The organism is Helicobacter cynogastricus, from assembly GCF_900197855.1.
GTDB lineage: Bacteria > Campylobacterota > Campylobacteria > Campylobacterales > Helicobacteraceae > Helicobacter > Helicobacter cynogastricus.
The window spans coordinates 89,365-112,668 of sequence record NZ_FZMQ01000017.1 but is presented as its reverse complement, the minus strand read 5'-3'; the positions used below and the strand labels follow the sequence as shown (position 1 = coordinate 112,668).

Genomic DNA, 23,304 nt, shown 5'->3' with positions numbered 1-23,304 from the left:
GTGGTTGTCTTAGATACGCGCTTTTTTCTTTGCGTGTTTAGCTTCGCGCTGGCGGGCGGGTTTTCTCCAGATATCCATCTAAGCTACTCGCTCAAGGCGATCGCCAAGAATGGCTTTTATAGCGCGGTGTTTTTCTATGTGGCTTACACTCTGCTAAGTTTCTTGCCCATGCGCGCTAGAGAGTGGAGCAAAAATATTTTACTGGTTTTGAGTTTGGCTAGCGCATTTGTGCGCTTTTTTATGGGGTATTATTTCAATATGGACATCAACCAAGCTCTCATGGAGACTTTGCAAGATACCAATGTCCATGAAAGTCTAGCGTTTTTAAAAGCGCATGTATTGCCCCATAGCGCGCTGTTTTTAGCCCTGCTAGCATTCTGTGCGCTGTTTTTGTATTTTGTGCGTTTTAAATGGGAATTGAGTAGGCGCGTGCATTTAATTTTGTTGGTATTCATGAGCTTGGGCGTGGGCGCGCACATGGGACGCACCGCTTATCTATTTGCCCAAAGAGGGATGGCAGGTTGGAGTCCTCCAGAAGTTTGGGAAACTCTACCCCTCATCAAAGAGGCTAGAGCCCTGTATTTTAGTCTGCGTTATAGCACTCAAGTAGCGCGCCAAAGCTTGGATCGCCCCTTTGCTAAAGACTATCTGCGCGTGGACAAAGAGAGTGTGCCTGATGTGGTTTTAATTGTGGGCGAGAGTGTGTCTAGGAATTTCATGGGAGTTTATGGCTACGCTCTGCCCAACACGCCTTTTTTAAGTGGCTTAAAGAGAGAGAGAGAGAGATCGCAAAATTTATTTGTCTTTAAAGATGTGATCTCTGCCTTTGCAAACACCGCCCCTGTGTTGCAGACTTTGCTCAATTACAGCGATGTAGAAAATCGCCACACTCCATGGTATTTTCAAAGAAGTTTGGGGGATATTTTTAAATTAGCGGGCTATCAAACCTTTTGGCTGACAAATCAAAATCCTGCCCAAGCCAATAATGCCTATAAACTTCTACCTAAACGCTTTGAGAGTTTTTATAGAACTTCCTCTTTAGACACCAGCGATCAAGCTTTGTTAGATTTGTTTGAGCAAAAGGTTAAACCCCAGCTTGGGGCTAAAAATGCCATTGTTTTTCACCTCATCGGTAGTCATATCCTCTATCACGAACGCTTCCCTAAAAGTTTTGCTAAATTTAGTCCCGCGCAAATCCCCACTCAAGGCTTGCATATTAAAGACAAGGCGCAGTTACAAACCCTAGCCGATTATGTCAACTCCATTTACTACACCGATAGTGTCTTGCGACAAATCTTTAAGCTGTTTGAAAAAAAAGACGCGCTCATTCTCTACCTCTCCGATCACGCCCAAGATATGTTTGAGAGCGGCAACACTTATGGGCATCGTTGCTCAATTTATGGCGTGCAAATCCCCTTTATCATTTATGTAACCGATCTCTTTAAGCAAAAACGCCCTAGTAAAGTGCAACAACTCGCCCAAGCGGTGCACAAACCCTTCATGAGCGATGATTTGATCCACACTCTTTTGCCCTTAGTGGGTATCCACACTAAAGATCATTTAGAGAATAAAAATTTACTAAGCCCCAAGTTTGATGAAAAGCGCAAGAGAATCTATTGTGATGATAAAGTGTATCCGCACCCCTAGCGTGCTATAATCTGCCCATCTTTTCTAAAGGATTAGAATGCAAGAGTTGATTTATGCCGAATTTAAAGATCACCTAGAAGTTGCCCAACAAACCTTACAAAATTTAGCCATAGAGATAGAAAAAGTCGCCTCAAAGCTAGTTTCTGTGTTGCAAAATAGGCATAAGATTTTAATTTGTGGGAATGGAGGAAGTGCTGCTGATGCACAACATTTTGCTGCCGAGCTGACCGGTCGCTATAAAAGAGAGAGGCGCGGACTTCCAGCAGTAGCTCTGAGCACAGACACCTCGGCATTAACCGCCATTGGTAACGATTATGGCTATGCCCATGTTTTTGCGCGCCAAGTAGAGGCTTTAGGGCAAAAGGGGGATTGTTTGGTAGGGATTTCTACCAGTGGCAACTCTGAGAATGTGCTCTTAGCCCTGCAAAGGGGGCAGGAGCTGGGCTTGGGCTCTCTAGGGCTTAGTGGAAGAGATGGGGGCAAAATGCGCGCTCTATGCGATCATAACCTCATTATCCCTAGCCACGACACCCCGCGCATCCAAGAGATGCATATTTTGGTGATCCATTTGCTTTGTGAGCAAATTGAGCGGGCTTTTGTCTAGGTTAAAAGACCTCTTGCATGCTCTTTAAAATCTCTGCATAGGGGATTTTTTGGGCGCAAAAATAACCAAAACTCAAAGCCGCTTGGGCGATGAGCATCGCGCGCCCATCTAAAACCTCCACACCCATATCTTTAGCTAATTTTAAAAACGGGGTTTGCACGCTGTAAATCAAATCATAAGCCATGTGCGCTTTAGCTAAAAGGGATTTAAGGATGTCCAAATCAAGCGGATAAGTTGCCCCGTCCATCCCCGCGCTCGTGGTGTTTACCAATAAATCATAGCTCTCTAAAGGGAAGTGCGGGGGGTGAAAACATGTTAAGCCCTGTGCGTAAAAAGTTTCAAGCCTCTGAGGGCTACGATTAAAAACATGCACCTTTACCCCCTGCGCACACAACCCGGCCACCACCGCCTGAGCACTCCCCCCAGCTCCTAACACTAAGGCTTTTTTGGGCTTGAAGTTTCTCTCATTAAGCGGGGCATAAAACCCCTCAATATCTGTTGTGCGCCCCACTATGCGCCCTTTTTCATAAACCCAAGTATTAAGGGCTTGGATAGCTTGGGCCTGCCCTTCTTGCACATCGCTTAGATGATAAGCGTCTTCTTTAAAGGGGGCGGTGATGTTCGCCCCGCTTAAATTTAATTTTAAAAATGTCTCTTTAAGACTACTACCCTCTTCTAATAAAATGGCTTGGTAATGCCCCCTAAAGCCTAGTTCTTTTTGAAAGTCTTTGAAGGCTTTATTGTGTAAAAGAGGGGATTTAGAATGAGCGATCGGGTTGCCAAAAACTCCAAAAAATTTCTCTTTCATGGCACTCTTTCCAAGAAATCTAAAAATACCCAACCTCTCTTGGTGCGCCCCCAACCATCTTTGATCTCCAACACTTGCACTTTTTGGGCATGCATTAACTGCTGAGTAACCCGGGCATGAATATTGGGCAGGGCGCGCACATTTAAGACATTCACAACCACAATGTAGGTTTTAAACTTGGGTATTTCCGGTTTTATAGGTTTGATTTGAGGCGTTACAACGGGCTGAGGAGCAGGGGTTGTTGGTGTGGGAGGTGTGGAGGGTGTTGGGGGGGGAGGTGTTTGTGGGGGGACTTTGGGAGGTGCAGATTCTACCGCAGGGGGTTTTTGCTCCAAAGGTTTAGGAGGAGGTGGAGGTGTCTGTGTCTTAGCTTGAGCGGGGGGCGTGGAGGGCTTTATCTCAATGGGGGTGATAGGGGGGTTTGTAGCTAGGCGTGTTTGAAAAAATATACCTACATACACTCCAAGCAAGCCAGCTACCCACAAACCTGCCAAGCCATAAAGTCTCAATACCTTAAGATTATTCACACCAACTCCTATCGTTTATCAAAATCAATCCGTGGATCTACAAAGCTATAGGTCAGATCGCTAATCAAATTCACCACCAAGCCTAGCAAGGTAAAAATATACAAGGAAGCAAACACGACCGGGTAATCGCGATTGACAATGCTCTCAAAACCTAACAAGCCTAGCCCATCTAGGCTAAAAATTACCTCAATTAATAAACTCCCGCTAAAAAACACGCCCAAAAATGCGCTAGGAAACCCGGCAATGACTAAGAGCATCGCGTTTCTAAAAACATGTCCATAAAGAATACGCCCCTCAGAGCACCCCTTAGCGCGCGCACATAAAATATAAAGCTTGCCCATTTCATCTAGAAAAGAGTTTTTAACTAAGAGTGTCAGGCTTGCAAACCCCCCAATGCTCATACAAATCACAGGCAAAGTGATATGCCATAGATAATCTTTGATCTTAGCTAAAGTGCTCAAACTCTCAAAATCCTCGCTCACCAAGCCCTTTAGAGGGAAGATCTGCCAATAAGTCCCCGAGGCAAAGAGCACAATTAAGACAATGGCAAAGAGGAAGGCAGGAATGGCATTGGCAATGACAATCACCACGCTACTGGCCACATCTAGGCTAGAATTATTGCGTCTAGCTTTGTAAATGCCTAGAGGAATGGAAATTAGATAAATAAGCAAGGTGCTAAAAAAGCCTAGAGAAATTGAAACGGGAAGTTTTTCTTTAATGAGATCGATCACACTAATTTGGCGGTAAAAACTCTGTCCAAAATCAAACACGAGGTATTTTTTAAGCATGTCCACATAGCGCGCCCAAATGGGCTTATCAAAACCATAAAGTTTATTGAGTTCAGCATACAGCGCGCTATCCATACCCTCCGCGCCCTTGTAACGGCTTGCTTGAAATTGTCTCTCCTTCATAGAGCTGTTATTAGTCTCTTGATTATTCGCTCCGCTAAGCTTAGCCATCATCTGCTCCACAGGTCCCCCGGGCGCGCTTTGGATAATAAAGAAATTGATGGTAATAATGCCTAGCAAAGTGGGGATGATGAGCCAAAGTCTTTTGAGAACGTAGCGCGCCATTTAATGCTCCTTTTGCAAAGTCTTATCCCACCAGAGCGTGGGCGAAAAACCATAAGGGGGTGAAATCTTTGGCATACCAATTTTATCCCAAAAGGCAATTCTAAAGGTAGAGCCATAAAATTGGGGCACGACATAAAACCCCCAAAGCAAGACTCGATCAAGCGCGCGCACAAAATTAATCTGACTCTCCCTATTTGGGGCACTAATGAGAGATTCGATCAAGGCATCAATGACTGGGTTAGCAATTCCAGCATAATTGCGACTCCCTGCTTGCTTTGCGCTGCTACTGCCCCAATAATAGCGTTGCTCATTGCCCGGAAATAAAGACTGCCCGATGACTCCTACAATCATATCATAGTCAAATTTTTTAAGCCGATTGGTGTATTGGCTCAAATCCACTCTTTGCACATGCATTTTAATCCCTAGAATCTTAAGATTGCGTGCATAAGCTAGAGCTAGGCGCTCTAGCCCTTGACTCTTGAGCAAGAGTGTGAACTCAAAGGGCGCGCGGGTTTTAGCATTGATGAGTTGGTTATGTTCCACAATATAGCCGGCATCGTGCAGAAGTTTTTGGGCGTATTTGAGATTTTCACGCAGATTTTCCCCCACTTTGCGCGCACCATCTGTGCGCGGAATGGTGTAGGCTTGGGTGAAGATTCTAGGGTTATAGGCTTCTAGCTGTGGGCGGTAGCGATCTAAAATTTTAAGCTCTGCGCCTTGTGGAAGGCCCTCAGAGGCAAAAACAGAGTTAGCAAAATAACTATTGGTGCGCTTATACTGAGAAAAAAAGAGGTTTTTATTCGCCCATTCAAAATCAAAGGCGTAAAACAAGGCTTCACGCACCTTGATATTTTTAAAAAGGGGCTTGCGGGTGTTCATAAAAAACCCCTGCATTCCAGCGGGCAAAGAATGCTCAAAACTTTTCATGTGAATCTTGCCCTGTTTAATAGCCTTGCCCACATAGCCCCTTGCCCACACTTTTGCCGTGCTCTCAAAACGCCAATCATAAGCCCCACTTAAAAAGGCTTGCAGGGCCACTGAGTCGTCCTTGTAGTATTCGTAAGTAATGCGATCAAAGTTATATTGCCCCTTGATGGTGGGCAAATCGCGCGCCCAATAATTTTTGTTGCGCGTGTAGGTGATTTGCTTGCCCACTTTAAAAGAACTGACTACATAAGGTCCGCTAGAAACCGGAATAAGCAGGGGATCGTTTTCAAAACTATGTTTTTCAAAAAAATGTTTAGGAATGACTTGTAATTGTCCTAAGATCAAAGGGAGTTCGGCATTAGTCTTGTCTTTAAAAACAAATTTGATATGGTGGGGATCAAGTACAATTGCCTCTTGCACATCGCTATAGTATTGTCTAAAAACCGGACTCCCCTTTTGCATGAGAGTATCAAAACTGAACTTGACATCTGTGGCTAAAATGGGCACGCCATCGCTAAATCTGGCCCGCTTGTCGATCCCAAAGATCACATAGCTATGATCCTTAGCCACTTCAATATCATCAGCAATGAGAGGGTATTCTGCATAGGGCTCATCTAAACTTTGGACCAATAAGGTGTCATAGACCAATTCTAAACCGCTAGCTTTTGTGCCCTTGAGCAAAAAAGGGTTAAGGCTATCAAAGGTCCCTAGCGCATAATTTCTTAAAGTGCCCCCTTTGGGCGCGTTGGGATTAGTATAATCAAAGTGAGTGAAGTGGTTCTTGTATTTGGATTCTTGACCTAGCGCGATGTAGGGAGCAGTTTGCAGACTAGAAAAAGTTAGGGCAAGCAGAATAAAGAGTATTTTCACAACAAACCCATTAAAGTTTTAGCCCGCTGGTAAGTTTCTGTAGCGATGGGCTGCACAGCCTCTAAACCCTCTTGGAGCACTTGCAAGACATGATCTTGAGCTTGAGATAATTGATCATAAGCCTCTCTAATGGGTTTAAAATGCTCGACCACCACCTCAATTAGGGCTTGTTTAAACGCGCCATAGCCCATCCCCTCAAAGGCTTGTTCTACTTGCTCTGGGGTTTGTTGGCTCAAAATGGCGTAAATATGCAATAAATTATAAATGCCCGGGCGCTTGGGATCAAAGCGCAACACGCCTAGTGAATCGGTGGCTGCTTTTTTGATCTTTTTGGCAATGAGGCTAGGATCGTCTAGCAAAAAGAGGGCGTGCAGATTGCCCGGGTGCGACTTGCTCATCTTAACTAGAGGATCATCAAGTCCCATCACCCGCGCTCCAGTAGGTGCGATGAGAGCCTTAGGAATTTTAAAACAAGTGCCAAAGTTTTTATTAAAGCGCATGGCAATATCGCGCGTGAGCTCTAAGTGCTGTTGTTGATCCTCGCCCACAGGCACGCAATCACTCTGATAGAGTAAAATATCTGCAGCCATCAAAACCGGGTAATTAAAAAGCCCAGCTAGAGGGCTCTTACTCTTCAAACTCTTATCTTTGAATTGAGTCATGCGACTCAAATCTCCCATAGAAACCCCACAATTAAGCAACCAGCACAGAGCCCCATGCAAATCCACTTGGCTTTGTATAAAAAGCTTGGATTTCTTAGGATCAATCCCACATGCCAGCAGTAAGGTCGCCATTTGTAAAGTCTGTTCATGGAGAATCTTAGGGTCTTTGGGGGTGGTGATGGCGTGCGCATTCACCACGCAAAAAATGCTCTCATAGCGATCTTGCCACTCCACCCATTGCTTAATCGCGCCTAGATAATTGCCCAAATGTATCCCCCCTGTGGGCTGTATGCCTGAAAATACCCGCTCTCTCATTTATCTCCTTTCTTTAATTGTCCTACTAACATCACCACCTCATAACTTAGCAAAATGTAGGGAGCATGCAATCTTAAAGCTTTGGCGCGCCTAAAATCCAAGCCCCCCCCTAATAGCCCCGTATGCTTGAGGTGGGCTAAAAACTCTGCACGCGTGTTAAAATTTTCTTGAAAATGCTGTATCCATATTTTGGATTGAAAACCTACAAAATGTGTTTGGAGGATTTTTAAAATCTCTGCCTTGCCTCTAAGTGGGGAGGGCGTGCCTAAAAATTCATGAATCTCTTTTAAACTCGCGTTGGTGTGGAGTGCAAGGGCAATATGATCGCACTGCCCAGCTAACTGCGCGCAAAGTTTTTCAAGATTTTGTGCCCATTGCAAGGAAGAGGAGGCAATACAAAGGCTAGCACTCAAATCTACTTGCTCAAAATCTGCATGCACCAAGCGCACGCGACACGCCCCCACACCCTCGCGTGGGTGTTCTAGCAACATCTCTAAGGCTTTATCCACCCCGATAAACTCCGCTGTGCTGATCTTAAAGTTTTCCAACTCCCTTAAAACCCCCCCCTCTCCACACCCCAAATCAAGAATACGCTCATAAAATCCCGGAGTGCATTCTTTTAAGAGGTGCTCAATCACGCGCTGTTGCACGCGGGCATAACGGGCGTAAGTTTTGGCAACTTTGTTAAAAGAATGGCGGGTGGTTTTAACTTGCATGAGCGTATTTTAGTAAAAATTTGCTAAGATCGGTGTTTATTTCTATGGAGAGCTTATGAGTAGTGTTTTATTGGTTTTGCAAATCATCTTAGCCCTGTTAATTGTAGTTGTGGTGCTTTTGCAAAAGAGCGCGAGCATTGGTTTAGGGGCTTATAGTGGGAGTAATGAATCTCTCTTTGGAGCTAAGGGACCCGCTAGCTTTTTGGCAAAATTGACCATGTTTTTAGGCTTTTTATTTTTAGCAAATACGATCTCGCTAGGTTACTTTTATAATAAAGAATATAACACCAGTGTTTTAGATAACACCAAAGTTGCCCCCCTTATCCCCTCTGTGCCTTCTGTGCCTCAAAGCCCCTTAGTCAACCCTTTGGGCAACCCCCTTTTACAAAACGCTCCCAAAACCAACCCCCTAAAAACCACCCCTTAAGGATTACAATGTTAGATGATATTTATAAGCAGACTCAAGATCAAATGCACAAGAGTTTAGAGGCGTTACTCAGAGATTTCACCACTTTGCGCAGTGGCAAGGTTTCCATTAGTTTGGTGGAAAATGTGCGCGTGGATTATTATGGCACGCCCACTCCGCTTAATCAAGTGGGCTCAGTGATTGCTAGTGATGCGAGCACTTTGAGCATCACCCCTTGGGAGAAAAACTTGCTCAAAGATATTGAGCGCGCATTGCAAGAGGCAAATTTAGGGGCTAATCCTAATAATGATGGGGAGAGCGTGAAACTCTTTTTCCCCCCTATGACCTCTGAACAGCGCAAAGAAATCGCTAAAGAGGCTAAAGGAATGGGCGAAAAGGCTAAGGTCGCCGTGCGCAATATCCGCCAAGACGCTAATAACCAAATTAAAAAGCTAGAAAAAGATAAGGCCATTAGCGAAGATCAAGGCAAGAAGGCTTTAGCTGAGGTGCAAAAGATCACTGACACCGCCATTAAAAAAATTGAGGAAGCTCTCAAGCACAAAGAAGAAGAGATTTTAAAGATTTGACATGGACATTCAAAGCATTTATAAAAGTTGTGGCGCGCTCTTAGAGGGGCATTTTCTCTTAAGCAGTGGCAATCATTCTAATTTTTATCTACAATCAGCTAAGGTGCTTGAAGATCCCAAATTAGCCCAGCAACTCGCCCAAGCCCTCGCTAAGGAAATTTTAAAAGCGGGAGTCTGCGTAAATAGTATTTGCTCTCCGGCTTTGGGGGGGATTTTAGCAGGTTATGAACTGGCGCGCGCGCTGGGTGTGCGCTTTATTTTCACCGAGCGCGTGAATGGAGAAATGACCTTAAGACGGGGTTTTGAGGTCAGTGCACAAGAGCGTATTCTTATTTGTGAGGACATCATCACCACTGGGGGTTCAGCACTAGAGGCCATGCAGTGCGTGGAATCTTTAGGAGCGCAAGTGATCGCCTTTGCAAGTTTGGCTAATCGGGGAATTTGTGCGCGCTATGGAACACAAAACACTTCTAAGGCCACCTGCAAACTCCCTGCGCATTTGCCCCTCTTCACTCTAGCAGATTTTGATTTTGCCATGTATGCTCCTACTCACTGCCCTCTGTGTGCAACTAGCAAGCCTATTAAGCCGGGTAGTCGCGGGAATGAAAAGTAGGTTTTTACAGACCTACCGCGCTTTGTATGCCCTGCCTCGCCTCAAGGCTTTGTTAGTGGATATTTTTATGCTCTACACACCTTTGCTTTATTTTGTAACCTATGTGATCTTAGGGTCAGCGCAGAGTTTTAGAGAACATCAAGGTGCGATTTTAGCCTGCGTGGGGATTTATGGCTTGATCAGCGCGTTGTTTGTGCGTGTGAGCGGACAAACCCCTGGATGGCGTTATGTGGGTTTGATCCTTGTAGATAAACATGGGAATAAAATAGGTTTTTGGCGCGCTTTGGCGCGTTTTTGGCTGTGGCTAGTGGTGGCGGGCTCGCTTGCTGGACTCTTCACCCCTCTTTTTATGCGTGATAAACGCCTTTTACATGATATTTTGAGCGGAGCGAGTCCAAAACGCGCTTAAAATGGCACTATCTTTGCTTGCCCTCCTTTAAAAAAGCAAAGGATTGGCGTGGCACTCAACCCTCTAGCCTTAGAGGCAAGCAAAGCCTCCTCTAAACATAGTAAAACACATGTAGGAGACAAGGATGCGCTTGCAGATAAAAGTTTGTTTAAAACTCTTTTGGAGGGCAAAAAAGCGCATGTAAAGCCTCTCCACGCCCTAGAAACTCCCCATGACCTTAAGAGTGCTAAAAATAAAAAAAAGCACGATAAAGAAGTGTTCGATCCTAATCTGCTCGCCCTTGCAGATACTAAAAAAACTTCCTTGCCAGAATTGAGCAAGAAAACCCACACAGAAACCAAAGAGGTCAAAAAAGATACTAAGAATTTAAAAGAGAATCTTGAAAAACCCACGCTAGGAGACATCAAAAAGCTAGAGAACGCCAAAAAGCTCAAACTCAGTGCCCTCAAACACGAAAAAAGCGCGCCTAAAACAGAAGCGCAAACAGAAAAACCCCCTCTCTCTACCCAAAACTTGCTCAACATGAAAGCTCTCAAAAACAAAAAGTCCGCCTCAACTAAAACTAAAGAGACCAAAGCCCCCAAAGAACACACCACAGATCAAAAAACCCAAGCGCATAAGCAAGTTAATTTGAAGAACACACCCTTAAGCCAATTGCTCGCACAACACATGTCTAAAACCAAGACAGATTCCAAACACGAAATGCACAAACCACTAAACCCACACTTTAAAGATAACGCCACTAACGATCGCGAAATCAAACAGGCGTTTAAAGAAGCCTTTGAGAAATTCCCCCCAACTCCCCTCACTACCGCTCTCACACATCTGCAAGGACCTATGGCCAATAAACCCACACAAGAGGGGGAAAAAGAAGAATCTAAAATCGCCATCAAAGAGAGCTCCAGCCACGCACATGTCCAACATTCTAATCATACAGATAAGGAAACCCCCAAAGCTCCCCAGATTAAAGAAACTCTAAAGAATTTTGCTACCGAGCTCAAACAAGAGTTGCAAAATTTTAAGCCCCCCATCAATAAGCTCTCTATGGAGCTCCACCCAGATAAATTAGGCAAGGTGGAGGTGGTAATCCAACAAGTGGGTAAAAATATCCAAGTGAGCGTAGCCTCTAGCGCGCCTGTGAGCGCGTTGCTCTCTGCACATAATGCCGAATTGCGCCAAAACCTCTCCCAAATGGGTTTTAATAATGTGGATGTAAGCTTTATAACCCAAGATGGGCAGGGTTTTAGCAACAACCCCCAGCAACAACAAAGCCAACAAGATCATGCAAATCAAGGGACTTCTACCCCCACACAATCCCCTAACAAAGAAGAGAGCCCCCCACCCTCCACTTCAGAACCTCCAAAAAGTGCAGGTCTCTACGCTTAGTTTAATTGGGTATAATGTCCCTCTATACTATCAAGGGAGATGAGGCATGCCCATTGATTTAGCAGAAGTAACCGGGGCAAAAGCGGCGATGGAGAAAAAGAAACACGAGCCTAAAATCGCCAATGGTTTAGATAAAGACGCGTTTATGAAGTTGTTCTTAGAGCAACTCAAAAACCAAGACCCTACCGCGCCTATGGAAACGGACAAAATTATCACGCAAACCGCGCAGCTCACCCAAGTAGAAATGCAAGAAGAAAGTAAGAAGACCATGAAAGAGGTTGCTGATGCGATGCAATCAAGCAAAGAAACTAACCAATCGCTCAAAGACTTTCAAGGCAAGCTTAAGGACACTTTAGAACACCTAGATAAGGGCATGGATAACAGCCTTAAGGCTAGCGCGTTGTTAGCTGAGGCTTCTGGGCGCAATAGTGTTACGATGATTGGTAAAATTGTAGAAACCGATGTCAAGGGGATCAATGTGGGCAAGGGTAAGGTTACTTTTACGCTTTACTTTGATCAGCCCATCAAAGCCTCTGAGGGCAATCCGGGGATACAAATCTTTGATCAAAACAAACAACTTGTGCGCACCCTCTCTTTGAAAGACAAGAATGGCAAACAGGGGTATGTGAATTTTGAGTGGGATGGCTTGAATCAAGAGGGTAAACCGGTCAAGCCGGGCGCTTATGAGATCATGGCCGAATACAATTTGGACCCTAGTAGCAATAAATATCTGCACACGCGCATTGGCAGGGGTGAGGTGCAAAGCGTGGTTTTTAACAAGGGTAAACCGATGTTGCGCATGGGAGAGATGGTCTTGCCTATGGATAGCGCACTAGAATTTTACGACAAACCTAATTCACGCCATGAACAAGAACAACATGAGAGTTTAGCCCACCTCGTGCAGGCTAAACTCCAAGAAAAACCCACCATGCCACCCAAAGAGAACAAACCTACCCCAATCGCCTCTTCTAGTGCTAATCCACCCACACCGCACCCCAAAGCCCCTAACCCCCACCCTTTAGAGCAAACCCCCAAACCCCTAGCCTCCAAAATTTCTCCACCTACACCCCAAAAAGCCAATGTATTGCCCAAATCTGCCCCACACACTCCCAACCCGCTTTTAAATGCCTCTAAAGCACCTAAGCCCAACCCACAAGAGAAGAGTTTGACATGAATGACACCATTCTTAACGCCTATTCAGGGATCAAAACCCACCAATTTGGAATCGATAGCGTTTCTAATAACATCGCTAATATTAACACCGTGGGCTATCGCCGCAACGACCCGGAGTTTAAATCCCTCTTTGCCTCACATCTAAACACACTAGGGGGCAACACGGTTACAGCAAACGATCGCAACTACGGGGCTGCAGCAGGAGGAAACGCCATTTCTAACAAGGATGGGGAGTATATGCCCAGTGACTCGGATTTTAATATGGCTTATCAGGGGAGCGGGTGGTTCATTGTAGGGCCTAATAAAAATGGAAGCATGCAAATTAACAAAGATGGCTACCAGCAGGCTCAAGAGAATTTTTACACCCGCGATGGCAATTTTTTACGCGATGCGGATGGTTACATTGTCAACTCACATGGTTATTATGTTTATGGGGTGGATTTGCATAAAATCAAAAATGGAGTGTTGACAGCGGGCAATAAGGAAGAGGAAGAAAAGGCCCTTAAGAGTGGCAAATTGAGCACACTCTACCTCCCCAAAGACATCCAATACCAACCCGTGCAAACCACAAAGCTAAATATTAGCCTGAATTTGAATGCCAAAAACCATGTGCGCCCCGCTGAGGAATATTTTTTAGATGATAATGGGGAGTTGATCACGGACCGCTTTTTAAATCAGGATGCCAACGCTTTGGCTAATGATGATAATGAGCCTTTGGATTTAGCCATGCACAGAGAGTTAGAAATTATGATCGTCAAGGGCGATTTGGCTCAAGATACGACCTTTAGATATGGCACAGGTGGACCTGAAAAAAACGAATTCCGCACTTTGGGCGATTTAAAAAACCTGCTTAAAAGTAAGCTCAATTTGGATTTAACCATTGGCAAAAGCGACCCTTCTGAAGTGAAATCTACCCTGTTCTTACAAATAAAAAACCCTAGTGATCCTACTGCCACTTTAGCCATTCGTGGACCTATGGCTGAAAAACTGGGTTGGACAGCTAATGGGATGTTTCTTAAAAAGAACGAAACCCGGGATTCTGTGGGGATTCGTATCCCCTTTTATAGCACTACTGCTGAGATTTATGACAAGGGGGGGCAAAAATACCTGCTCAAGAGCGATTTTTTTATGAATAGTGCTAAAGACCCTGCCGATCCCAAAACACAGGAAAAATGGGATGTAGAGAGTTCTATTATTGAGGCGCGCGATAAAAGCCCTATCACCACAAAACCAGTCAGGCAGAGCGTAACCTTTGATAAAGAGGGCAAAATGCACGCCAACCCAGTAACCCTAGATTTTAAAGGATCGCCACTGACTTACTCTATTGACAAGAGCGATGATTACACTTCTAGTGATGTGCCCTATGATGATTCTAAAATCTATCAAATCTCTCAAGATGGCAAGCCTAAGGGGCTTTTAGCCAATATGCGCATTGATGATGATGGAATTATCCATCTCATTTTCACCAATGGGGCGTTAGAAACAATGGGGCGTGTGGGGATCGCGACCTTTATCAATGATCAAGGGCTTAAAAAAGTGGGGAGCAATCTCTTTGATATTCAAAACGCCACGGTGAATGGGCGCGCTGCTCCTTTGAGTGGCAACCCGATTATTGGCTGGGATCGCGATGATGGCAAGCTCAAATTTGGCAAGGTGATGCACAAATACCTAGAAACCAGTAATGTCAATGCCGGGCACTCTCTAACTAACTTGATTTTAATGCAACGGGGCTACTCTATGAACGCCAAAGCCTTCACCACAGGAGATGATCTCATCAAAGAGGCGATCAATTTAAAAAGGTAGAACATGCCCTGTAGCTATGTAGAGAAAAAATTCAGAGAGATTGTTTCTCTCTTGCACAAGGGAGAATACCAAATCCCGCGTTTCCAACGCGATTTTGTGTGGAAAAAAGAACAGGTCGCCGGTTTTATCGATAGCATTTTACGGGGCTTTCCTACTGGAAGTTTTGTTTTATGGAAAACCAAAGAAAAGCTACAGGCATGCCGTGAGATTGAGAGTTGCGCGCTCATTGAGCCCGATCCCAATGAATCCGTGCATTATATCCTCGATGGTCAGCAACGCATGACCGCTCTCTTTTTAGTCTATCAGGGTTTGCAGGTGCGCAAAAGTGCTAAGATTGTTGAGAATTATCAAGATATTTTACTAAGCATAGAACCTAATGAAAACGGGGAGTATTGCTTTGCTAAAAATCCTAAAGAAGAAATCACCGCGCAGGTCGTGCGTGTCTATGATTTGTTCAACCAAAGCATTCTGGATATTCAAGAAACATACCAATTAAGCATCGAAGCCGCGCGCCAATTTGATAAATTTAAACAAAAGATTGAGGATTACCGCTTCCCCATTATTGAGATCACAGACACCCCCCTAGAAGAGATCATTGAAATCTTTTCGCGCATCAATACGGGAGGCACAAAACTAAGCAGTTTTGAGGTTCTGTGCGCTAAATTCTACATGCCTCCAGAAGCCGACTCCACCCAAACTTTTATTGTGGAAAAAGGCTTTGATTTAGAGGAAAAGTTCCAAAATCTCAACGAAGAGTTAGAACACTTAGATTACGGATTTGATAAAAAACAATCCGTAGTGATTTTACAACTTCTCTCTTATTTAGTGCGTTATAAAGCATCTGGTAATCTCACAGAAAAGATTTCCATCCCCACTCTCTTAAAACTAGACCCAAAGGTGGTGCAAGAGCAGTGGGACTTTGTCGCCCCCTGTTTTAAGAACGCTGCCCAGTTTTTAAAACACGATCTTAAAATCCCCTCCTTTGACTTTTTGCCTTCTGTGGGATCTTTAATGCTTATAGCGTATTTCTTTGCCCTCAGTGAGCATAAAAGTCCCAATGCGAATCAAATCGCTAATTTAAGACGGCTTTTCTTTAGGGGCGCGTTTTTTAGTAGCAAGATAGTAGGCGATACCCTGCTTAAGCAATTAGGCTTGGTTGAACACATTTATCAAGAAAATCGCATCAATTTTAAAGAAGAACTCCCTTTCTACACCATCACTAAAGAGTTTTTAACAGAGGAAAAGCTCAATGTCAAAAGTGGATTACAAAGAGGGGTTTTGTGCGTGTTAGCCACCTTAGAGCCTAAAAATTTTGATAACAATAGCAAAGTGGTTTTAGACAATCTCTTTATACAGATCAGGCAAAAAAGAAACCTGCACCACTTCTTCCCTAAAAATCACCTCAAACATATTGGTTTTAAGGACAACACGGATGTGATCGCCAATATGACCCTCATTGACGCGCGCCTAAATCAAGCTATTAAAGACACACCCCCTAAGCAATATATTCAAAAATATCAGCAAAACAACCCCCATTTAGAGCAAACCCTAGCCACCCATTTAATAGATTTAAACGATCTGCATGTGCTAGAAAATTATGACGCGTTCTTGCAAATGCGCGCGCAGAAAATCTTAGAAGCGATTAAAAAACTCACTTGATCTAAAGGTTAAGATTCTATAACAAGTGTTTCAAATGCATTGAGGATATGGAGATGAAAAACTTCTTAGGTGTGTTGGTGCTGTTGGGTCTATTGCACGCTGCAGATACACAATCAAACATGCGCAATCTAAAAATACAAATTCAAGACCTTCTCTCTTTTAATGTCAAAGGCGATCGTTACAGCTTTAGCAAAGAGACAACTTATGACAAATCTTTGGACATTCCCCTCAAAATTTGCATGTTAATTCGGCACAATCAAGTCCTTTTGTCCCAGTTGTGCGCAAGCGCGGGCACGCAAATAGATGTGGTCTACAAATTTCCCTATCTGACCATCGAGTCGGGCGGGTATGAAAGAGATGGTATTTATTACACCTACTACACCACACTTAAATTAGTGGACAAGACTTTTTATCTGCACCAGTTTAGCCAACAAAGCTTTAGGTCTAAAGGAGATAAACACCCCACGCGCACATGGATTTTTTACCGCCAACCCCGTGATGATCCCAAAAAACGCCATCTTATGACTCTAAAGGATCTCAAAGATGGTTTTTATAATAGGTTAGAAGCGCAGTGTCGTCGCAATGGTTATTGTATAGACTGATGGTTTGGTTTTCTAAGGAGTGAAGGATGAAAAAGTTTTTAGGGTGGGTGTTTTTGGGCCTATTGCATGCTGCAAATACACAACAGACGCATAATTTAAAAAAGCAAACCCAAGACCTTTTGTCCTTTGATGTGGGCAACAAGCATTACAACTTTAGTAAAGAGATTTTTTATAAAAACACCCCTGATAAGCCAGATATTGTTTGTGTGCGTTTCCAGCGCAACCAACAACGCTTACCCGCCCTATGCGCTGTTAGCAAGGGCAAAGATGTTAAGATGGATTTAGCGTATAAATTTCCCTACTTAACCATCGAACAGGGCTACTATGCAAATGACTTTTATTATAAAACCTACTTCACTTTTAGGTTATTGCAAGAAAATTTTTACCTACACCAATTTAGCGAGCAAGTTTTTAACTCCAAAGGGGACAAACACCCTGTACGCACATGGATTTTTTACCGCCAACCTCGCGATGATCCTCAAAAACGCCATCCTAGCATCCTAGGCGATCCTACTATAAGTTTTGATGAGCTAAAAAAGCGGTGCTATCAAAATGGCTATTGCAAAAATTGATGGAGTGTCTTCTAGCTAAATCTTATCCTAAAGTTACGCTATAAGCCTTGGGGGAGCTGTAAAGATGGCTAAAATGATACCAAAAATTGGCTTCGTAAGCGTTAGGGTTGCGCTTGATACGGCAATGAAAACCTCGTAGCATCTCCTCAAAGGGGAGGTGATTTTCTATAATACAGGCTAAAATTTCTTTGCGCACGCGCAGTTGCATTACACGATACCCTTGTGCGGACTCAATGAGCGCACTTTTGGGAATGACCTTAAAGCTTTGGGTAGCAAAATTAGCTTCTACAATGGGGGCAACAACCTGTTCAAAATTTTCATTAGTAGGGATAAAACTCACAATTTGATTAGCCTTATAAGCAGAAAGCTTAAGAAAACCCATTAATTTTTGAGGCTCGTAGGTAAAAGTTTTGGCGTAGAATTGGGCATATTTGGCGGGGACTTCTTTTTTAAGGATGTGGGTATCCTCTTTCCACTGCACTATATCAGCGACTTTAAACTCTAAAGTGAGATCATCGGTGGGGGTCAAACATTTTACAGGAGTTTCGCGGTGCGTGCGGCTGTAGAGATCGCAAATCTTTTTACACTCTTGCACATCATTAAAGGTATTGCTAACTTTTAGAGCGGGTTCGCGCTCGTGAATATAGGGTGTTGCAATGGGCAAAACATAAGCAGGTTGAGTGATATTGATGAGATTCTCTAGTTGCTGTTTAAGCCCTTCTAAATGCGCGTTATGTAGAGCCTTTTTTTCTTGATCGCTATAATTATCGATACAAAAGGGGAAGCCAGAGGTTTCTCCAAAAAAAGCGGTGCAGAGCAAGGTTAATCCACTGGGCAAATTAAAGCGGTTGATGTAATTAGAATAAGGGTTGATGAGCACATCATGCCCACAAAGACACAAGTACAGCCCGCATTCCTCAGAACCATCCCCAGCTCTAAATACACTAAACTGAAAGGAAGAGTTAAACTCATAAATTTCTTGAAATTCCAAAGGAAAGATATTAGAAAAACCTAAGTTTTTGAGCGCGCGCACCACACTCTTAGAGGGAAAATTGCCCACAATAAAAGGCTTACTTTTAGACACGAAAGCCAAAGTTTGGGGGTGCAAACAACTAGAACGATTAGAAGAGATAAAGATAAAATCGGCCTGCACCAAGCAGTGTACTGCTTCTTTGCAACTCGCCTTTTCTAAATAACCCGCCCCTAAAAAGGCAGGACCTAGAAGCCATGGATCGGTGATGAATTTAACTCCGCCTGCTTCAATATACAAACAGGCATGGTTAAGATAGCGGATTTTAAAATCTCCCTTAAAGCTAGATTGGTAGGGATTGGCTAAATCTGTAGAGGTTTCTATTTGGAGGGTGCGCCCCTCTAGGCGATATTTGAGGGGTTGTTTTTTGCGTCCATTGTCGTAGCTTAGGGTGTTAAGATGGAGATTCCATGCGCAATGCGGGCATGAGGCGATGCCACTTTTGTGCAAGAGTTTATCCCCTCTGTGATCGCAAATGGTGTCAATGATCCAATTCACCTCTGGCTTTTCGCCCATTTTGACATGTTTTTTCATATTGACAATGAAATTTCCCATGTCATTAACGCCTTCTAGCAAACCCCTTACAGAGAGACTCTGAGTATTGGTAGCTGTTTCAAAAAGCCCCACACGGCGCAATTTGATTGCTGCGGGCGCAGAAGAAGCTTTTTTAGGCGGCAAAGCGGACATAGACACTCCATAGGCTGAAAATAAAGGGCTATTATACTAAAGTTATTGCCAAATTACCCCCACGCATAAAGGAAAAAACATGGCACACATGATAGATACACGAGATGCCCATTCTCTAGGTAGCTTTACAGGTTCTCTACTCAATCCGGCTCAAAGTAGCGGGCTTTGTGCCCCTCAAAGTCTACCTCAAATAGACTTTTCAGGCTATATAAACTTAAATTACAGCCAGTTAGCGCGTGCTCTCTTTCAGGTCTTAAAACTTGATCTTGATTCTGCTCTCTTAGATAATGCCTTAGAGCGTTACCGACAATTTAAATCCCTCGCTCCCCTGCGCTCACTCAAACCTAACTTATATGTTCAAGAACTTTTTCATGGCCCTACTTTGGCTTTTAAAGACATGGCGCTCCAGCCCTTTGGGGTGCTTCTCTCAGGATTGGCCCAAGCGCGCGATGAAAAGTATCTCATTATGGTGGCCACTAGCGGGGATACAGGTCCAGCCACTCTAGCTAGCTTTGCCAATCTGCCTAATACCTATGTCTTTTGTTTGTATCCAGCTGAGGGTACAAGCCTAATCCAAGCTTTGCAAATGCAGAGCATGGACGCGCCCAATCTCAAGGTAGTCGGGCTAGAGGGAAATTTTGACGACGCCCAAAGCGCGCTTAAAGCCCTTTTAGCCGATGAATCTTTTCAAGCACATTTAGCTCAAAAAGACTTGCATTTGAGCGTAGCCAATTCGATCAACTTTGGGCGCATCATCTTCCAGATGGTCTATCACATTTGGGGATATTTGGAGTTGGTGCGCCAAAGGACGATTACCTATGGCGATCCTATTAAAATTCTCATTCCTAGCGGGAATTTTGGCAACGCTCTAGGCGCATTTTATGCTAAAGCGATGGGCTTACCCCTAGAAAAAATTGTCGTGGTGTCTAATGCTAATGATGTGCTCAGCGAGTTTTTTAATACAGGGGTTTATGATCTGCGCACCCGTAGTTTGCTCAAAACTCCCTCCCCAGCGATGGACATTCTCAAAAGTTCCAATGTGGAACGCTTACTTTTTGCCCTCTTTGGTTCTACACGCACTAAGGAGTGCATGCGCCAACTCCAAGATCACAAATATTACGCCCTCACTTCCAGCGAGCTAAAAAGTTTGCGCGCGCATTTTGAGGCATTTAGCTGTGATGACGCGCATTGTTTAAACACCATCGCACGCATTTATCACGATCACCACTACCTAGCAGACCCCCACACCGCTACCGCGCTTTATGCCTACGCGCAACTCCAAGATCATACCCCAAGCCTTGTGGTTTCTACCGCATCTTGGAGCAAATTTGCCCACACCACCGCCCTAGCTCTAGGCAAACAAGCCAAAGACGATCAAGAAGCTTTACAAGTTTTAGCCAAAGAGGGGATCACCCCCCCAGCCAGCGTGCAAGAGCTCTTAAGTAAGCCCCTCGTGCACAAGGATCGTGTGGGTGTGAGCGATCTACAACATTACATTAAAACATGGTTAAAAAATTTCTAGCGCGCGTTGCGCGCTAACCTCCCTTTGTTTTAATGCACTTCGCGCCACACCTTTTGTTTCCACACATAGGCAAGCAAGGTCATCACAGCGAAGAACACCATGATTTTAATGCCTAGCGCGTCTCTTTGGTGTTTCTTGCTATCCCCTACCTTTTCTAAGTAATTGACAATCTGCTCTTGAGACTCTTTATTCAAGCCCACTCTAGGCATGGCTGTCCCGGGTAAGAGTTTTTGAGGATCATTAATAAAGACCTCGAGTTTTTCGCGCCCGAGCGAGCGAATCATCATAGAGAGATCGGGGACCTCTGCGCCCAAATAGCGGTGTAAGTCTTTAGGATCGCTGAGCGCGTGCTCTTTGTCGTATGCAATGCTATGGCAACGCTGGCAGGCTTGAGCAAAGACTTCTTTGTCCTCTAGCTTCTTAGGCGCGATAGAAGTTAGATACGCCACGATGTCGGCCAAATCTTGATCGCTAAATTGCGCAAAAGTGGGCATAGGATAGGGGTTATCGTCCTTGTATTTGTGGGTGAGTTTAGCTGCTTTGGTGGGGTCTTTGATAAAATGGGCTAAGAATTGAGGGTTGAGCACAGCACCCACATGGGAGAGATCCGGGGGCACAACTCCAAAGCTTGCCCCAGCGCTCGCATGGTCCATAGGAGCGGGGATTTTTTGACTCTCAATGCTATGACAAGCCACGCAGTTTTGCGCGACTAAATCCTTACCCTTAGCCGCATCGCCCTTACTCAAATCAATAGGCTGTAAATCCTTAAAGGCAAAATCAGCCGGGGGCATTTTGGGCTCCATCACGCTATGCGCGTAGGGCTCCACACCCCAATAGAGCGCGCCAATCACCACGATCAAAATGGCTAAGATCTTCAATTCTTTCATTACGCCCCCCTTTTCTTTTCAGCGCGCGCAATGAGCGGCAAGACCACAAAGAAGAGAGCCAAGAAGATAATGGAAGCCACAAAGCCCACATACTTATTATTGCCCACGGGAGGGAGTTTGCCATAAATGGTTAGCACTACCATGTCAATCACTAGCACCCAAAACCAAATTTGAAACGCTTTGCGTTGGTGGGCGGGCTTGACCACAGGGCTATTATCCAAGAAAGGCAAGAGGAAGAAGATCACTTGCGCCACACCAAAAGCGACCAGTCCTAAATTTCCATTAAAGAAGAAGCCCCGTAAGACCTCATAACTCCACAAGAAATACCACTCAGGGTAAATATGGTGCGGGGTTTTAAGGCTATTGGCGCGCTCGAAGTTGATAGGATCCATCGCAAACTCGTAGTGATAGCACACCAAGTAAAAGAAGAAAACCATGAATGCACAGACTACAAAAATATCCTTGGAGAGGAATACAGGCCAAAAGGGAATAACCTTAGATTCTTTCTTTTTACCCTCTTTGAATTTCTTCTCTTCGGCTTCAAAATCCAGCACTTCGCCCTCTTGGTTATTAACATGGGGGATGCGCAAGGAATAAAAGTGCATGCCCACAATGGCCAAAATTATCACTGGTAATAAGAACACATGCAACATAAAAAAACGTGTGAGAGTCGCATCGGCTACGACATAGTTCCCTCTAATCCACACGAGCAAGTCAGGGCCAATCACGGGGATTTTGCCAAATAATTCAGTAATAACGGATGCTGCCCAATAGCTCATCTGCCCCCAGGGCAACATATAGCCACTAAAGGCTTCCGCGCTAAAGATCACAAATAAGAGCATACCACTAATCCAAATCATCTCACGACCCTTTTTATAAGAGCCATAGTAGATCGCTACAAACATGTGGATATAGAGGATCACAAAGATCATGCTCGCCGCTGTGGCGTGGATGTGCCGCCATAGCCATCCATAGGCGACCTCTTGCATGATGGTAAAATTCACGCTGTCATAGGCGAGTTTGGCATCGGGCTTATAATACATTAAAAGGAAAATGCCCGAGATGACCAACAAGCCAAAGAGGGTGAGCAAGATCACCCCCATCGCCCATAAAAAGTTAATGTTTTTGGGAATCCAATATTCTGTTGCCAACACTTTGGTAAGTTTCTTCACCCCTAAGCGTTGATCTAGCCAATCCACAACTCCCGTTGCCTTCTTGATTTCTGCCATGTTTTGTCCTTTACGCGTGCGCGACCATATTTTTATACTCTGGCCCCACCTCGCCAAAGGTGATCTTAGAGCCTTCCAATTTAAAAGGAGGGATTTCAAAGGGGCGAGGAGGTGGGGTACCCGGGATATTCACCCCATTGCTAGTAAAACGCCCGCCATGACAGGGGCATAAAAAGCCTTGTTTATTGGATTCAAAATTAGGGATACAGCCTAAATGTGTGCAAATTTGAATCCCCACGGTGAAAACTCCGTCCTGAATTTTAAAGTCGCGCTTGGGATCAAAGGCATCTTGAGGGGTTTTTTTGATGATATACACCGGTTTGCCCCGCCACTCCACGCTAGAAAACTCCCCATCTTTCATATTGCTCACATCCACGCTTGTAAAACCTGCCGATACCACGCTAGGCAAGGGGTCCCAAGTCTTTTTCATGGCAACCAAGCTAGCGATCGCGCCTGCGCCCGCTACCCCAGCCAAAGCCATGCTTAAAAAATCGCGCCGATTCATCTCCGCCATCATCACTCCTACACTTTTTAATTGCAAAATGAGATTTTACATGAAAAAGTCTAATACTATCCTTTTAGGTGCATGT

Annotated in this window: 22 protein-coding genes and 1 pseudogene; 13 read left to right on the top strand and 10 right to left on the bottom strand. The window is 44.4% G+C overall.

Annotation, left to right across the window (positions count from 1 at the left end; translation table 11 throughout):
• Both C6H00_RS08360 and gmhA read left to right on the top strand, forming a co-directional pair.
• Positions 1-1,647, top strand: a complete 1,647-nt coding sequence (locus C6H00_RS08360) for a phosphoethanolamine transferase (RefSeq protein ID WP_233704506.1) — start codon at positions 1-3, stop codon at positions 1,645-1,647.
• 37 nt (positions 1,648-1,684) lie between these two features.
• Positions 1,685-2,251, top strand: a complete 567-nt coding sequence (gmhA, locus tag C6H00_RS08355) for a D-sedoheptulose 7-phosphate isomerase (RefSeq protein WP_104750524.1) — start codon at positions 1,685-1,687, stop codon at positions 2,249-2,251.
• Position 2,252: 1 nt separating this feature from the next.
• Here the strand turns inward: gmhA and C6H00_RS08350 are convergent, their stop codons facing one another.
• From C6H00_RS08350 to C6H00_RS08325, 6 genes are read right to left on the bottom strand one after another with little or no spacing between them, the layout of a single operon-like run.
• The gene (locus tag C6H00_RS08350; RefSeq protein ID WP_104750523.1) at positions 2,253-3,059 is read right to left on the bottom strand and encodes a shikimate dehydrogenase; all 807 of its coding nucleotides are present in this window, start codon (positions 3,057-3,059) and stop codon (positions 2,253-2,255) included.
• Positions 3,056-3,586, bottom strand: a complete 531-nt coding sequence (locus C6H00_RS09030; protein WP_104750522.1) for an SH3 domain-containing protein — start codon at positions 3,584-3,586, stop codon at positions 3,056-3,058. Before C6H00_RS09030 ends, C6H00_RS08350 begins: the two co-directional genes overlap by 4 nt.
• Before the next feature lie 8 nt (positions 3,587-3,594).
• Positions 3,595-4,659 (bottom strand): microcin C ABC transporter permease YejB, encoded by a 1,065-nt coding sequence (locus C6H00_RS08340; protein WP_104750521.1) that lies wholly within the window; start codon positions 4,657-4,659, stop codon positions 3,595-3,597.
• Positions 4,660-6,456 (bottom strand): extracellular solute-binding protein, encoded by a 1,797-nt coding sequence (locus C6H00_RS08335; RefSeq protein WP_199769224.1) that lies wholly within the window; start codon positions 6,454-6,456, stop codon positions 4,660-4,662. It abuts the gene before it with no gap.
• A complete protein-coding gene (gene trpS / locus C6H00_RS08330; RefSeq protein ID WP_104750520.1) occupies positions 6,453-7,433 on the bottom strand; it encodes a tryptophan--tRNA ligase in 981 nt (326 codons plus the stop codon). The genes C6H00_RS08335 and trpS overlap by 4 nt, the downstream gene beginning before the upstream one ends.
• Positions 7,430-8,149: a methyltransferase domain-containing protein gene (locus C6H00_RS08325; RefSeq protein WP_104750519.1), complete on the bottom strand. Its 720-nt coding sequence runs from the start codon at positions 8,147-8,149 to the stop codon at positions 7,430-7,432. Before C6H00_RS08325 ends, trpS begins: the two co-directional genes overlap by 4 nt.
• Positions 8,150-8,204: 55 nt before the next feature.
• Here C6H00_RS08325 and secG point away from each other — a divergent pair.
• From secG to C6H00_RS08275, 10 genes and pseudogenes are all read left to right on the top strand, one after another.
• Positions 8,205-8,573 (top strand): annotated as a pseudogene (secG, locus tag C6H00_RS08320) (preprotein translocase subunit SecG); the annotation flags it as partial.
• Positions 8,574-8,584: 11 nt separating this feature from the next.
• Entirely contained in the window at positions 8,585-9,142 is a 558-nt protein-coding gene (gene frr / locus C6H00_RS08315) for a ribosome recycling factor (RefSeq protein WP_199769223.1), read from the top strand.
• 1 nt (position 9,143) lies between these two features.
• On the top strand, positions 9,144-9,755 hold the full coding sequence (gene pyrE / locus C6H00_RS08310; RefSeq protein WP_104750516.1) for an orotate phosphoribosyltransferase: 612 nt from the start codon (positions 9,144-9,146) through the stop codon (positions 9,753-9,755).
• The gene (locus C6H00_RS08305) at positions 9,745-10,164 is read left to right on the top strand and encodes an RDD family protein (protein WP_104750515.1); all 420 of its coding nucleotides are present in this window, start codon (positions 9,745-9,747) and stop codon (positions 10,162-10,164) included. The genes pyrE and C6H00_RS08305 overlap by 11 nt, the downstream gene beginning before the upstream one ends.
• Positions 10,165-10,212: 48 nt before the next feature.
• Positions 10,213-11,550, top strand: a complete 1,338-nt coding sequence (gene fliK / locus C6H00_RS08300) for a flagellar hook-length control protein FliK (protein ID WP_104750514.1) — start codon at positions 10,213-10,215, stop codon at positions 11,548-11,550.
• A gap of 46 nt (positions 11,551-11,596) precedes the next feature.
• On the top strand, positions 11,597-12,724 hold the full coding sequence (gene flgD, locus C6H00_RS08295; RefSeq protein WP_104750513.1) for a flagellar hook assembly protein FlgD: 1,128 nt from the start codon (positions 11,597-11,599) through the stop codon (positions 12,722-12,724).
• A complete protein-coding gene (locus C6H00_RS08290; protein WP_104750512.1) occupies positions 12,721-14,526 on the top strand; it encodes a flagellar hook-basal body complex protein in 1,806 nt (601 codons plus the stop codon). The genes flgD and C6H00_RS08290 overlap by 4 nt, the downstream gene beginning before the upstream one ends.
• 3 nt (positions 14,527-14,529) lie before the next feature.
• A complete protein-coding gene (locus C6H00_RS08285) occupies positions 14,530-16,185 on the top strand; it encodes a GmrSD restriction endonuclease domain-containing protein (protein ID WP_104750511.1) in 1,656 nt (551 codons plus the stop codon).
• Between the two features lie 53 nt (positions 16,186-16,238).
• Entirely contained in the window at positions 16,239-16,787 is a 549-nt protein-coding gene (locus C6H00_RS08280; RefSeq protein WP_104750510.1) for a hypothetical protein, read from the top strand.
• A gap of 26 nt (positions 16,788-16,813) precedes the next feature.
• On the top strand, positions 16,814-17,359 hold the full coding sequence (locus C6H00_RS08275; RefSeq protein ID WP_104750509.1) for a hypothetical protein: 546 nt from the start codon (positions 16,814-16,816) through the stop codon (positions 17,357-17,359).
• 22 nt (positions 17,360-17,381) lie between these two features.
• Here C6H00_RS08275 and C6H00_RS08270 read toward each other — a convergent pair whose 3' ends face one another.
• The gene (locus C6H00_RS08270; RefSeq protein WP_104750508.1) at positions 17,382-19,076 is read right to left on the bottom strand and encodes an MBL fold metallo-hydrolase; all 1,695 of its coding nucleotides are present in this window, start codon (positions 19,074-19,076) and stop codon (positions 17,382-17,384) included.
• 79 nt (positions 19,077-19,155) lie between these two features.
• Here C6H00_RS08270 and thrC point away from each other — a divergent pair, with 79 nt between their 5' ends.
• Positions 19,156-20,598, top strand: a complete 1,443-nt coding sequence (gene thrC / locus C6H00_RS08265) for a threonine synthase (protein ID WP_104750507.1) — start codon at positions 19,156-19,158, stop codon at positions 20,596-20,598.
• A 29-nt stretch (positions 20,599-20,627) separates the two neighbouring features.
• Here the strand turns inward: thrC and C6H00_RS08260 are convergent, their stop codons facing one another.
• From C6H00_RS08260 to petA, 3 genes are read right to left on the bottom strand one after another with little or no spacing between them, the layout of a single operon-like run.
• Positions 20,628-21,485, bottom strand: a complete 858-nt coding sequence (locus C6H00_RS08260; protein WP_104750506.1) for a c-type cytochrome — start codon at positions 21,483-21,485, stop codon at positions 20,628-20,630.
• Positions 21,485-22,714 (bottom strand): cytochrome b, encoded by a 1,230-nt coding sequence (locus C6H00_RS08255; RefSeq protein ID WP_104750505.1) that lies wholly within the window; start codon positions 22,712-22,714, stop codon positions 21,485-21,487. Before C6H00_RS08255 ends, C6H00_RS08260 begins: the two co-directional genes overlap by 1 nt.
• Positions 22,715-22,724: 10 nt before the next feature.
• A complete protein-coding gene (gene petA / locus C6H00_RS08250; protein ID WP_104750504.1) occupies positions 22,725-23,228 on the bottom strand; it encodes a ubiquinol-cytochrome c reductase iron-sulfur subunit in 504 nt (167 codons plus the stop codon).
• Positions 23,229-23,304 lie beyond the last annotated feature (76 nt).

Excerpts from the sequence above, each read along its gene's own strand:
- gmhA (WP_104750524.1), top strand. The coding sequence starts at position 1,685 with ATGCAAGAGTTGATTTATGCCGAATTTAAAGATCACCTAGAAGTTGCC.
- C6H00_RS08350 (WP_104750523.1), bottom strand. The coding sequence starts at position 3,059 with ATGAAAGAGAAATTTTTTGGAGTTTTTGGCAACCCGATCGCTCATTCT.
- C6H00_RS08340 (WP_104750521.1), bottom strand. The coding sequence starts at position 4,659 with ATGGCGCGCTACGTTCTCAAAAGACTTTGGCTCATCATCCCCACTTTG.
- trpS (WP_104750520.1), bottom strand. The coding sequence starts at position 7,433 with ATGAGAGAGCGGGTATTTTCAGGCATACAGCCCACAGGGGGGATACAT.
- C6H00_RS08325 (WP_104750519.1), bottom strand. The coding sequence starts at position 8,149 with ATGCAAGTTAAAACCACCCGCCATTCTTTTAACAAAGTTGCCAAAACT.
- frr (WP_199769223.1), top strand. The coding sequence starts at position 8,585 with ATGTTAGATGATATTTATAAGCAGACTCAAGATCAAATGCACAAGAGT.
- pyrE (WP_104750516.1), top strand. The coding sequence starts at position 9,144 with ATGGACATTCAAAGCATTTATAAAAGTTGTGGCGCGCTCTTAGAGGGG.
- C6H00_RS08305 (WP_104750515.1), top strand. The coding sequence starts at position 9,745 with ATGAAAAGTAGGTTTTTACAGACCTACCGCGCTTTGTATGCCCTGCCT.
- flgD (WP_104750513.1), top strand. The coding sequence starts at position 11,597 with ATGCCCATTGATTTAGCAGAAGTAACCGGGGCAAAAGCGGCGATGGAG.
- C6H00_RS08290 (WP_104750512.1), top strand. The coding sequence starts at position 12,721 with ATGAATGACACCATTCTTAACGCCTATTCAGGGATCAAAACCCACCAA.
- C6H00_RS08285 (WP_104750511.1), top strand. The coding sequence starts at position 14,530 with ATGCCCTGTAGCTATGTAGAGAAAAAATTCAGAGAGATTGTTTCTCTC.
- C6H00_RS08280 (WP_104750510.1), top strand. The coding sequence starts at position 16,239 with ATGAAAAACTTCTTAGGTGTGTTGGTGCTGTTGGGTCTATTGCACGCT.
- C6H00_RS08275 (WP_104750509.1), top strand. The coding sequence starts at position 16,814 with ATGAAAAAGTTTTTAGGGTGGGTGTTTTTGGGCCTATTGCATGCTGCA.
- C6H00_RS08270 (WP_104750508.1), bottom strand. The coding sequence starts at position 19,076 with ATGTCCGCTTTGCCGCCTAAAAAAGCTTCTTCTGCGCCCGCAGCAATC.
- thrC (WP_104750507.1), top strand. The coding sequence starts at position 19,156 with ATGGCACACATGATAGATACACGAGATGCCCATTCTCTAGGTAGCTTT.
- C6H00_RS08260 (WP_104750506.1), bottom strand. The coding sequence starts at position 21,485 with ATGAAAGAATTGAAGATCTTAGCCATTTTGATCGTGGTGATTGGCGCG.
- C6H00_RS08255 (WP_104750505.1), bottom strand. The coding sequence starts at position 22,714 with ATGGCAGAAATCAAGAAGGCAACGGGAGTTGTGGATTGGCTAGATCAA.
- petA (WP_104750504.1), bottom strand. The coding sequence starts at position 23,228 with ATGGCGGAGATGAATCGGCGCGATTTTTTAAGCATGGCTTTGGCTGGG.